Annotated in this window: 9 protein-coding genes; 6 read left to right on the top strand and 3 right to left on the bottom strand. The window is 69.5% G+C overall.

The window, feature by feature from the left end; all coding sequences use genetic code 11:
- Positions 1-550 precede the first annotated feature (550 nt).
- From FL344_RS20120 to FL344_RS20135, 4 genes are all read left to right on the top strand, one after another.
- Positions 551-3,133: a PAS domain-containing protein gene (locus tag FL344_RS20120; protein WP_141619668.1), complete on the top strand. Its 2,583-nt coding sequence runs from the start codon at positions 551-553 to the stop codon at positions 3,131-3,133.
- A gap of 3 nt (positions 3,134-3,136) precedes the next feature.
- Positions 3,137-3,595, top strand: coding sequence for a response regulator (locus tag FL344_RS20125; protein ID WP_141619669.1), 459 nt, complete (start codon positions 3,137-3,139; stop codon positions 3,593-3,595).
- Complete coding sequence (locus FL344_RS20130; protein WP_228558263.1) at positions 3,592-4,734, top strand: HAMP domain-containing sensor histidine kinase; 1,143 nt, start codon at positions 3,592-3,594, stop codon at positions 4,732-4,734. Before FL344_RS20125 ends, FL344_RS20130 begins: the two co-directional genes overlap by 4 nt.
- A 151-nt stretch (positions 4,735-4,885) precedes the next feature.
- Entirely contained in the window at positions 4,886-5,092 is a 207-nt protein-coding gene (locus tag FL344_RS20135; RefSeq protein WP_141619670.1) for a hypothetical protein, read from the top strand.
- A gap of 29 nt (positions 5,093-5,121) precedes the next feature.
- Here FL344_RS20135 and FL344_RS20140 read toward each other — a convergent pair whose 3' ends face one another.
- From FL344_RS20140 to FL344_RS20150, 3 genes are all read right to left on the bottom strand, one after another.
- Positions 5,122-5,973, bottom strand: coding sequence for a DUF4202 domain-containing protein (locus tag FL344_RS20140; protein WP_141619671.1), 852 nt, complete (start codon positions 5,971-5,973; stop codon positions 5,122-5,124).
- A gap of 188 nt (positions 5,974-6,161) precedes the next feature.
- Positions 6,162-6,398 carry a hypothetical protein gene (locus tag FL344_RS20145; protein WP_011550925.1) on the bottom strand — a complete coding sequence of 79 codons (237 nt, stop codon included), beginning with the start codon at positions 6,396-6,398 and terminating at the stop codon, positions 6,162-6,164.
- A 244-nt stretch (positions 6,399-6,642) separates the two neighbouring features.
- Positions 6,643-7,395, bottom strand: a complete 753-nt coding sequence (locus tag FL344_RS20150) for a hypothetical protein (RefSeq protein ID WP_228558262.1) — start codon at positions 7,393-7,395, stop codon at positions 6,643-6,645.
- Positions 7,396-7,836: 441 nt separating this feature from the next.
- Here FL344_RS20150 and traC point away from each other — a divergent pair, with 441 nt between their 5' ends.
- Entirely contained in the window at positions 7,837-9,678 is a 1,842-nt protein-coding gene (traC, locus tag FL344_RS20155) for an outer membrane exchange accessory lipoprotein TraC (RefSeq protein WP_194863173.1), read from the top strand.
- 303 nt (positions 9,679-9,981) lie between these two features.
- Positions 9,982-10,835: M57 family metalloprotease (locus FL344_RS20160; RefSeq protein ID WP_228565205.1), on the top strand; the 854-nt coding region annotated here is incomplete at its 3' end.

The following is a 10,835-nucleotide window of genomic DNA, read 5'->3' on the forward strand; positions in this document are numbered from 1 at the left end:
CGCGGGACGAACTCGACGGGGAGATGGGCTCCACATGGGGGTGTCACGCTCCTCACGCGGCCTATCCCTCTCAGGCGATATCCGCTTGCGGAAGGTGGTGTCCCTCCCCCGAACCCGCCATGTGGGAGTTGCTCGTTCCCTGGCCGGAGGGTGGCAGTGCGGCAAGGACAAAGAGGGCCTGCCTGCCCGCCTGCCCACTCCCAGCCGCTCCGCGTACAGCGGGCGGACGCCGATGCCCAACGTCCTCCATCGCCTCTCATTGCGTCGCGATGGCAGGGTTTTGCGCCTGCGTGCCATGGTTCCCATGTTTGATGTCTTTATATGGGAGATGTCTGGAGCTGTTTGTCGTGGCGAGCGATGGGGTTGTCTGGTTTGTCCGTGTAATGACAGGCATCTGCGACCGCGGGGCATTGACACGGGAGGCTGGCGCGCCCGCCTCCCTGGCCGCCCGGCGTGGGACCCGCCCCGCCTGGGGACTGTCGGCTGTTGAAAAGCCGTCTCCCGCCAGGAGGGTGTGGCCCGTGCGGGCTGTTAAGGTCGGGTGCCTTCCATGACGCACCCCCTCCGTAGTCCTCCGGCTGCGGCCCCGGAATCCCAGCGCCCGGTGCCGGCGCTCCCTGGCGCAGACGCCTTGCAGTTGCTCTTCGAGAGCATCCCCCAGCTCATCTGGGTCACCCGCGCGGACGGCCACCACGAGTACTTCAACGCCCGTTGGTACTCCTATACGGGCCTCTCCCCCGAGCAGTCACTGGGGGCGGGCTGGCGGTTGGCTTTCCACCCCGATGACCTGGAGGTGGCGGGCCGGCGCTGGGCGGAGTCCCTGCGCACTGGTGAACCCTATGAGGTGGAGTACCGCTGCCGCCGGCATGACGGCGTGTGGCGCTGGCACCTGGGACGGGCGCACCCGGTGCGCGACGACAGCGGACGCATCGTCAAATGGTTCGGCACCTGCACGGACATCGAGGAGCAGAAGCGCGCCGCGGAGTCCCTGCGCGTGCTGGCCGAGGCGGGCGCGCTGCTGTCGTCGTCCTCGCTGGATTACGAGGCCACGCTCGCGGCGCTGACGCGGCTGGTGGTGCCGTCGCTGGCGGACTGGTGCGCCATCGAAATCGCCTACGAGGATGGCTCCACGCGCCAGGTGGGCGTGGCCCACGTGGACCCGGAGAAGGTGCGCTACGCGGAGGAGCTGCGCGTGCGCTACCCGCCGCGCCATGAAGACCCCTCCGGCGTGTTGGTCGTCATCCGCACGGGGACGCCGATGGTGCTCAATGATGTCCCGGACGCGCTGCTGGTGGCCGGGGCTCGTGACGCGGAGCACCTGCGCATCTTGAGGCAGCTGGGGCTGTGCTCCGCCATGATGGTGCCATTGACAGCGCGAGGCCGCACCATTGGCGCGCTGTCGCTGGTGCACGCGGAGTCAGGCCGGCGCTTCGCCCAGGCGGACCTCCTGCTCGCCACGCAACTGGCGGAGCGCGCCGCGGTGGCGCTGGACAACGCCCGGCTCATCAAGGACGCGCGGCGGATGGAGCTGCGCTTCCGCTCGCTGGTCACCGCCTCCACCCAGGCCGTCTGGGTGACGCGCCCCGACGGCGACATCGAGGAGGACAGCCCTTCCTGGCGCGCCTTCACCGGACGGACGTATGCGCAGTGGCGGGGACACGAGTGGCTTTCGGCCGTGCACCCGGAGGACCGGGACGGGGCGGCGCGGAGCTGGTTCGCCGCGGTGGAGCAGCGCCGCCCCTATGACACGGAGTACCGCCTCTCCCGTCCGGAGGGGCGCTACACCCCCGTGCGCGTGCGCGCGGTGCCGGTGCTCAATCCGGACGGCGGCGTGCGCGAATGGGTGGGCACCACCACGGACATCTCCGCCCAGCGCCAGGTGGAGGACGCCGCCCGCCGTCTGGAACGTGAGGCGGCCGCCCGAAGGCTGGAAGCGTTGCGCGCGGAGGTGAGCCTCGCCCTGGCTCGCGAGGCCGCCTTGCCGGAGATTCTCCAGGACTGCGCTGACGCCCTGGTGACGCACCTGGGGGCGCAGACGGTGCGGCTGTGGCTGTACTCACGCGACAGTCACACCCTGGAGCTGGCGGGAAACGCGGGCCCCACCGCGCCGCCGCGCGACAAGTGGATGCGGGTCCGGGTGGACGGCCCCAGCATGGTGAGCGAGGTGGCCCGCCTGCGCACCCAGCTCCGCGTGGACGACCTGACCCACGACACGCGCGTCCTGGACCGCGCCTGGTTGGAGGAGACGGGCGTGCGCGCGTTCTCGGGCATGCCGCTGACGGTGCGTGGGCAGTTGGTGGGGGTGCTCGGCGTCTATTGCAGGGAGCCGCTGGGCGAGGACGCGGCGGCCGCGCTGGCGGCGGTGTCGGACGCCATCGCCCAGGGCGTGGAGCGCCGCCGCGCCGAGGAGGGGTTGCAGCAGCGCGCCCAGGAGCTGGCGCGCTCCAATGAGGAGCTCCAGCAGTTCGCCTACGTGGCCTCGCACGACTTGCAGGAGCCGCTGCGCATGGTGGCCAGCTACACCCAGCTGCTGGGCCGGCGCTACAAGGGCAAGCTGGACGCGGACGCGGACGAGTTCATCCACTACGCGGTGGATGGCGTGAACCGCATGCAGCGGCTCATCCAGGACCTGCTGACCTATTCGCGGGTGGGCACGCGGGTCCGGGGCATCCGCCCGTGCGACGCGGGACGGGCGCTGGAGCGGGCAACCGCGAACCTGCAGGCGGCCATCCAGGAGACACAGGCCTCGGTGGAGCACGGCCCGCTGCCGGCGGTGCTCGCGGACGAGACGCAGCTCACGCAGCTGTTCCAGAACCTGGTGGGCAACGCGCTCAAGTTCCACGGCGCCGCGCCGCCCCGGGTGCGAGTGCGCGCCGAGCCGCGGGGAGAAGAGGTCCGCTTCACCGTGCGCGACTGGGGCATTGGCATCTCCCCCGAGTACTTCGAGCGCATCTTCGTCATCTTCCAGCGGCTCCACGGCAAGGCGGAGTACCCGGGCACGGGGATTGGTCTGGCCATCTGCAAGAAAATCGTCGAGCGCCATGGTGGCCGCATCGGCGTGGAGTCCCAGCCAGGTGAAGGCACGGCCTTCTGGTTCACGCTGCCCGCCGCACCGTCCCATCTGGAGTCTTGAGACATGCGTCACGACGCGACTGGCAGCCCGATTGAAATCCTCCTGGTGGAGGACAACCCCGGCGACGTGCGGTTGACCGTTGAAGCCCTCAAGGAGGGGAAGGTGCGCAACCGCCTGTCGGTGGCGCGCGACGGCGTGGAGGCGCTGGCCTTCCTGCGGCGCCAGGGCGCGTATGCGGACGCCGCCCAGCCCGACCTCATCCTGCTGGACCTCAACCTGCCCCGGAAGGATGGGCGCGAGGTGCTGGCGGAAATCAAGGTCGACCCGGCCTTGCGCCGCATCCCGGTGGTGGTGCTCACCACGTCGAAGGCGGAAGAGGACATCCTGCGCACCTACGACCTGCACGCGAACTGCTACATCGCCAAGCCGGTGGAACTGGAGCAGTTCATTTCCGTAGTGCGCTCCATCGACGACTTCTGGTTGTCCGTCGTCCACCTGCCTCCCAAGCCCGAGGCTTCATGAGCGACGGGAGCATGGATGGGCGCCCCCTGCGCCTGCTGCTGGTGGAGGACAACGCGGGCGACGCGCGGCTGCTCCAGGAGGAGCTGAAGGAGATTGCCACCGCGCACTTCGACGTCCTCCACGTGGAGCGGCTGGCGGACGCGGTGCGCGTGCTGGGCGGCGCGGGCGTGGACGCGGTGCTGTTGGACTTGTCGCTTCCGGATGGGCAGGGGCTGGCCAACATCCCCCTGCTGCTCAACGCCGCTCCGTCGGTGCCGCTGGTGGTGCTCACCGGCACGGACGACGAGCAGCTCGCGGTGCAGGCGGTGCACGAGGGCGCGCAGGACTACCTGGTGAAGGGGCAGGTGACGGGGCCGCTGCTGGTGCGGGCGCTGCGCTATGCCATCGAGCGCAAGCGGGTGGAGGAGGGGCTCAAGCGCGAGGAAGCGGCGCGGCAGACGGCGGTGTTCCGCGAGCAGTTCCTGGGCGTCCTCGGGCATGACCTGCGCAACCCGTTGCAGGCCATCTCCGGCAACGCGGCCCTGCTGCTGCGCTACGGCGGGCTGGCGGAGCCGCAGCGCAAGGCCGTCAACCGCATCTCCATCTCCGCGGACCGGATGGCGCGGATGATCAACGACTTGCTGGACTTCACGCGCACCCGGCTGGGCGGCGGCTACCCGCTGACGCGCGCCCGGGTGAACCTGCACGAAGTGTTGCGGCAGGTGGTGGAGGAGCTGGAGGTGGCGCACCCCATGCGCCGTTTCGAGCTGGCCCTGTCCGGCAATGGCTGGGGCGAATGGGACGCGGACCGCATCGCCCAGGCGGCCTCCAACCTGGTGGGCAACGCCGTGCAGTATTCGCCCGAGGACACGTCCGTCAGCGTGTCCGTGCGCGATGTGGAGGGCGGCGTCCGGATGGAGGTGCACAACTGGGGGCTGCCCATTCCCCAGGAGCGGCTGCCTCACATCTTCGACCCCTTCGTGCGCGCGCAGGACATGCGCAGCGCGCAGCGCAACGGGCTGGGGTTGGGGCTCTACATCACCCACGAAATCGTGCGGGCCCACGGCGGCCTGGTGCAGGTGACGTCCACGTCGGAAGAGGGCACGCGCTTCTGGCTGTGTCTGCCCCGCTTCGAGAAGCCAGACAGGCTTTCGCGTTAGCCGCCTGCCTGCTGGGTGGGCGGACGTCCCTGCCTCGGACGGTCGGGGAAGCAGCGCCGTGAACGGCGGGACGACACACCTTTCCAGGGTGAAGGCAACGTGGCCGTGCTCGCCTCCGTGGCGCGCGGCCCCAGAAAGCGAGGGTCAGCTCATGGAAATCCTTGGTGCCGCCATCCTGGGAGTCGTCATCTTCTCCGTCCTCATCATGGGCGTGATTCTGGGCGGAGCCATGGGGAACAAGCAGGAGCGCAACCTGCGCGAGATTACCGAGCGACAGCAGGCCGCTGGCATCACGGGCGACGTCACGATGAACGACAACGCCTTTGCGTGCCCATCGGACCGGACCGCTCAGGCGTAGCGAGGGAGGCCGCGCGCGTGCCGTCCAGCTCAGGCCGTGCCGTCCACCGGGAAGTGGGCGGCCACCAGGACCTCGAGCTGTCCGCGCACGGCCGGCGCCAGGCGCATGTGTCCCAACCAGCGCAGGTGTTCGGGCCGCAGCCGCGCGAGCATCCGGGCGACCTGACGGCGGCGGTGCTCGGGCGGGGCCTCGCGGAACCAGGCAGAGGCCTCCCGGCAGAAGAACGACAGCGCGTCCGCGGTGTCCAGCAGGGACACGTCCCGCGCGTTGGCGGTGCGCGTCAGCAACTCCCGCACGCGCCGGCAGGTGGCGTCATCCGCGCCGGCCTCCTCCAGCACCCGCACCGCGAGGTCGGCGCGAACCGGCGTCGTGGGTTGCTCCCCTTCATGGAAGAAGGCCGCGGCCTGCGGCGGAAGGTCCACATCTGGTCGCAGCCGGAGCGTCCATTGCCAGGCATCCACCGCGCGGTGGAACTCCGCGCGCACCCGGGGCTGCTCCAAATCATGCAGCGAGCGGTACCGCGCCAGCAGCCGGCTGAAGAGCGGTGTGGCCGAGGCCGCGTTGCGGCGCCGCACCAGACATTGGTAGCGGGTGAGGATTTCCAGCGCGGCCACGACGAGCGCCTCACAGCTCGCGCCGTCCAGATGCAAGGACAGCCATTCGGTGCTCTCCGCCGCTTCGAAGACGCGAGCGTCCCAGGCGATGGGGTCGAAGGCTGGCGCGTTCCATTCGGAAGCGTCCAGGTGGAGCACGCGGCCCCCGCGCCCGGCGGCCAGGGGCGCGAGCTGCACGGTGGGAAACGTGTGCTGCACCAGCGGCCAGCCATGTCCGGCGGCGGGGCCCTCGGAACGGAAGTCGGAGAGCAGGAGCTGGCGCAGCATGGGGGCCTCTCCCTTCAGGCGGAGGAGTCGCCCGTGCAGGTTGGGCCCAAGCTGGCGTCAGGAGCCCCGCATGCCTACTCCCTCCAGGAGTCCCGGCTTCGCGTGGGCTGGTCAACAGAGGCTCCGGCGGCGGGGCGCTCCCTCGTCCCATGGAAGCGCGCACCGCCGGGCCTGTCCGTGAATGACCGCTAGGGCCGGCCCGGATCCGCGGGCTGGTTGAAGGCGTACGCACTGGCGCCCGGGGCCTGGTCCTCGTGGAACAGAGGGCACTTGGCGCAGGTGAAGCTATCCCAATCCTTCTTCACCGCGACGTCGATGCAGCCGCCGTAGAAGCGGCAGTGCACGTTGCGGTGCTCGTCGATGGAGAAGGACTCGGCCCGCAGCGGAAGGCGGAACTCGGTGGGTCGTGGCTGTGGACAGGACATGGTGCCTCTCTTGCCCCCCTCATGGGACGTGTCATTCCTCTACCTGTCATTGCGCCGCGTCATTCCCGGCGCGTCCGGGGCCACCCGCGCCGTGCGGTCGCACGGACTTCATGGGTGCCAACAGGAAGGGGCTGCATTCACTAACGAGGAGGGGCCCTGGCGCGCATCCACCCGGGCGCGTCCGAGGCGGGGTGGGGCGCGCCGCCCGGCTGGCGGGCGGGCGCTCATCCACCTGGGGGACGGCTCACACCTGAAGCGACTTCTCGACCTCGGACAGCTTGTAGCGGGCCATCGCCAGGTTGGCGCTGGCGCGGTGCAGGGCCACGTACAGGAACAGGCCCTCCTTGCCCGTCAGCGGGCGGATGAGGTGGTACTGCTCGCCGAGCGTGATGAGGATGTCCTCGATGCGGTCCTTGATGCCCAGCATGCTCATGGCCTTCATCTTGGCGCGCACGACCTCGGTGTTGGCCGCCGCCGCCGTCTCGATGTTGAAGGCCGGGCTGCCGCCAACGCTGCCCAGGCACATGCCGCTCTTCGAGTCCGCCAGACAGGCCGCGAAGGCCCCCTCAATCTTCAGCGTCTCTTCCAGGGACTGCTTCACGTTCGCCATGACTTCGCTTTCTATCAGCGGGTGGGTGGGTGGCTTCGCGACAGTGGAAATCAGCTCATCCAGGCCATACGTCAGTTGGCTGGAGTAGGTGCGCGGCTGCGGAACGAACATGGCCTGGGCGTCCGTCAGCGACAGCAAGGCCTCCAACTGCTCCGACATGTGGCGGCGCAGCAGGTCTCGCATGGTGTCCCGGGGAACCAGGCCCCACGTCACCAGCGTCTCGCAGAAGTTGCCCCCGCTCTGCCGGCACTCCGCCACCACCTGCTCGACGTCCTCGCGGCTGACCACCCGCTCCCGGATGAGCACCGAAGAGAAGTTGAGCGCCCCCGGCCCGTTGAGGACCGCCCAGGCCACCTTCCGCGCCACCACGAAGATCCGTCCGGACACGGAGGTGGACCGGACCACGACCTCCCCACCGAGTTTGCTCTCCAGGGCCTCATGAAGCACGGTCCGTACGACCTGGCGAGGCGCTGAAGTCTGGGGGCGGGCGACAGATTCCATGGGGGAGGGTCCAGAGTGCTCCGGTTGGGAATGCGGCGGGAGGGCGATGAATGCGTCAATATATACAGTCAGGGCAAATCATCGCAACTGGACTGTAAATTCTGGCGGAATTTGCCAGGGGGTGGGGCGTTTGGGACTCATTCTGGGGCAGAGTAGCCCGCAGCGCAAGAATTCAAGGCCGTTGAAAAGCAGACATACATTGTCGCCGCAACGGGGGGTGAGGGCTCCTGGCGGGAGCGTGGGGTTGGCTGGCAATGGCAGACCTCCGGGGGATGGGGGCCTGCCGGGATGGGGGACGGCCAAGACGACGTCCGGAGTCTTCACCCGATGGGAGCTTTCCTCGAAGATGCGCGTGTGAACGCGTCTGCCCGAAGCCCCCGCCTCCCTTCGTCTTCGTCCCACCCCTGGTTGGGGGCCCTGGCCCTGGCCCTGGTGCTCGCACTGTCCGGCTGTTCCGCCTTCTCCCGTGCGGTGAAGGAGGGAGACGCCGCCAGCCAGGAGCAGAAGTGGGCGGAGGCGGAGGCGGCCTATCTGCGCGCGCTGGCGGCGGACCCGGAGGCCTCCGAGGTCAAGGTGAAGCTGGGCAAGGTGCGCCAGGCCTGGAGCGAGGTGGTGCTGGCGGATGCGCGCGCCGTGCACGCCTCCGGGGACCTGGATGGCGCGATGAAGCGCCTGGTGCGCGCGCTGGAGCTCAACGCGGACAACGCCTCGGCGCGGGAGCTGCTTGGCGCCACGCTGGATGCGCGCGTGGCGGCGGGCAACGTGGCGTTGAAGGCGGAACGGTTGCAGGACGCGCGCACGGAGTTCGACGCGGTGCTGTCGGTGGCGCCGGACCACGCGGCCGCCAAGCGGGGCGTGGACGGCGTGCAGGTGGCCTGGGCGCGGCGCTGGTTCGGTACGGGTGAGGGCCTGGAGAAGGCCGGCAAGCTGGGCAACGCGCTGGTGGCCTACGTCCGCGCGGACCAGGAGCGCGTGGGCGCCACCGCGGCGCGGGAGCGGGCCGAGGCCGTGCGCCAGAAGCTGCGCGACGAGGTGGCCTTCCTGGTGGTGGCCTCGCCGGTGGAGGACCGGGCCGGAGCGCCGGACGTGGCGCAGCGGCTGGCGGCCGGCCGGCTGGCGGCGATGCTGCCCACGCAACTGCCCCTGCGCGTGGTGACGGAGGCCCCGGCGGGCCGCGAAGGCGTGGCGCTGGATTTGTCACTGGAGCGGGTGCTGCCGCTCCAGGTGGTGGAGGAGTCGCAGCGCACGCAGCGCTACCTCGCCGGAAATCGCTCCGTGCCCAACCCGCGCCGCAGCGGCTTCGAGACCCAGCTGCTGAAGGCCGAGCGCACCCTGGAGGACGTGGAGCGCAAGCAGGCCGCCGCGCTGCGGGAGTACCTGCGCATGCAGGCGGAGCTGTCCATGGTGCGCGTGGCCGCGGAGCGCTGCCGCGAGCGGGAGCGCCGCCAGTGCCGCGAGGCCCTGCAGGATTGCGGCGAGGCCGCGCGCGAGGTCAGCGGCCCGGGGCAGTTCCCCAGCGAGTGCAACCCCTCACGCTGCGACAACAAGGCGTGCGTCGCCGAGGAGGTGCTGCTGGTGGCCAAGGCCGCCGCGTCCCTGCAGAAGGAGAAGGCGCTGGAGGAGGCGCTGGACAAGTCCGAGGGCCAGCGCACGCAGGTGCAGCGCCACCGCGACGCCACCTTCCGCGAGCCCATCACCGTGGAGGAGCCCATGTATTCGGACTTCGTGTTCGACGTGCAGCTCCACCGGCTCACCGTGACGGCCTCCGTCACCGCGGTGATGCGGGACCTCATCAAGGAGCAGCAGGTGCCCGCGCCCAACACGCAGGACTACGCGGTGATGCACGAGGACACGGCGCACAAGGGCTATGACCGGTACGGCGTGCTCGCGGACCCGGTGCAACTGCGCAATGAATTGGAGCTGCGCGTGGAGGTGGGCGACAAGGCGGTGTCGGACGTTGCCCGCCGCGTGAAGGAGCGCTTCGACGCCTACCGCGGCAAGCGCGTGGAGGATGCCCGCCGCGGCATGGTCCGCCCCGGTGCCGAGGACGTGGTGGAGACCGCCGTGCGCGCGCTCCTGCTCACCGCGGACGCGCCGCCGCAGGACATCCTCCAGCCGCTGGGCCGTGCGCGCGGCCTGAAGCGTCCGGAGAGCCTGGTGGGGCTGTAGGGCTTCCGCTGGCACCGTCTTTTTTTGAGACAAAAGAATGTGGAAGGCCCGCGAAAGGTGTCTTTTTTCAGGACGGCCTGTCTGAATTTCAGTCGGCCATTCCTCTATGGGCAAACCCTTAGAAGCACTGTCGTTTCAGGGTAAAGTGTAAATCCTATTTACGAATGACCGCGGGGTCTTGGAGTCCCGGTACACCTCGTTGAACAGGGAGCCATCAGAAATCCTGAATGACGGCGATGGCTTGGATGCTGGCATGGCGGCTGCTTAATCGGCCGCGAACCACTCATCCCAACAAGGATGTCCATGTCACAGTCCAAGTTCGTCGGCGCCCTCACGGGCCTGGCGCTGCTCGCCGGTTGCGGCGGTAGCGATGGCACCACCCCCGCCTCCGAGGAGACGCTCAGCCAGGGGATGTCGTGGGAGGAGTTCCTCTCCCAGGTGTATCAGGAGCCGGAGACGGGCATCTTCATCGCGGACGGTGACACGCCGTTCGCGACCGAGAAGCACCTGCGCGAGTTCTACGACAACAACGTCAAGAACGGGCAGCTCATCGTCCACCGCGTGGGCGGGGCAGATGCGAAGTGGAGCGACACGCAGAAGCTGAACCTCACCTACTGCGTGAGCACCACCTTCGGTAGCAACTACAATCGCATGGTCCAGGCGATGGCCTCGGCGACGGCGACGTGGGAAGCCGCTGGCTACGTGAAGTTCGTTCACGTGAGCGCGCAGGACGCCAGCTGCAACGCCAGCAACAACAACGTGCTGTTCGACGTGAGCCCCATCAACGCGGGTGGCCAGTACCTGGCGCGCGCGTTCTTCCCGGGCGACGCGCGCGCCCAGCGCAACGTCGTGTTCGACCCCAGCTCCTTCCAGCCCCTGGGCGTCTGGACGCTGGAGGGCATCACCCGCCACGAGCTGGGCCACGTGCTCGGCTTCCGTCACGAGCACACCCGCCCCGAGTCCGGCGCGTGCTTCGAGGACAGCAACTGGCGTGCGCTGACCACCTACGACGGCTCCTCCGTCATGCACTACCCGCAGTGCAACGGCACCCAGAACGGCGACCTGGTGCTGACTGCGAAGGACATCCAGGGCATCCAGGCGCTCTATGGCACGCCGAACGGTGAGCCGCCCCCGCCGCCCCCGCCGCCCCCGGAAGG

This window comes from Myxococcus sp. AB036A (assembly GCF_006547355.1).
GTDB classification, from domain to species: domain Bacteria; phylum Myxococcota; class Myxococcia; order Myxococcales; family Myxococcaceae; genus Myxococcus; species Myxococcus virescens.

Bases quoted from the DNA above. Each gene is read 5' to 3' on its own strand.
- FL344_RS20125 (WP_141619669.1), top strand. From the start codon at position 3,137: ATGCGTCACGACGCGACTGGCAGCCCGATTGAAATCCTCCTGGTGGAG.
- FL344_RS20135 (WP_141619670.1), top strand. From the start codon at position 4,886: ATGGAAATCCTTGGTGCCGCCATCCTGGGAGTCGTCATCTTCTCCGTC.
- FL344_RS20140 (WP_141619671.1), bottom strand. From the start codon at position 5,973: ATGCTGCGCCAGCTCCTGCTCTCCGACTTCCGTTCCGAGGGCCCCGCC.
- FL344_RS20120 (WP_141619668.1), top strand. From the start codon at position 551: ATGACGCACCCCCTCCGTAGTCCTCCGGCTGCGGCCCCGGAATCCCAG.
- FL344_RS20145 (WP_011550925.1), bottom strand. From the start codon at position 6,398: ATGTCCTGTCCACAGCCACGACCCACCGAGTTCCGCCTTCCGCTGCGG.
- traC (WP_194863173.1), top strand. From the start codon at position 7,837: ATGGGAGCTTTCCTCGAAGATGCGCGTGTGAACGCGTCTGCCCGAAGC.
- FL344_RS20130 (WP_228558263.1), top strand. From the start codon at position 3,592: ATGAGCGACGGGAGCATGGATGGGCGCCCCCTGCGCCTGCTGCTGGTG.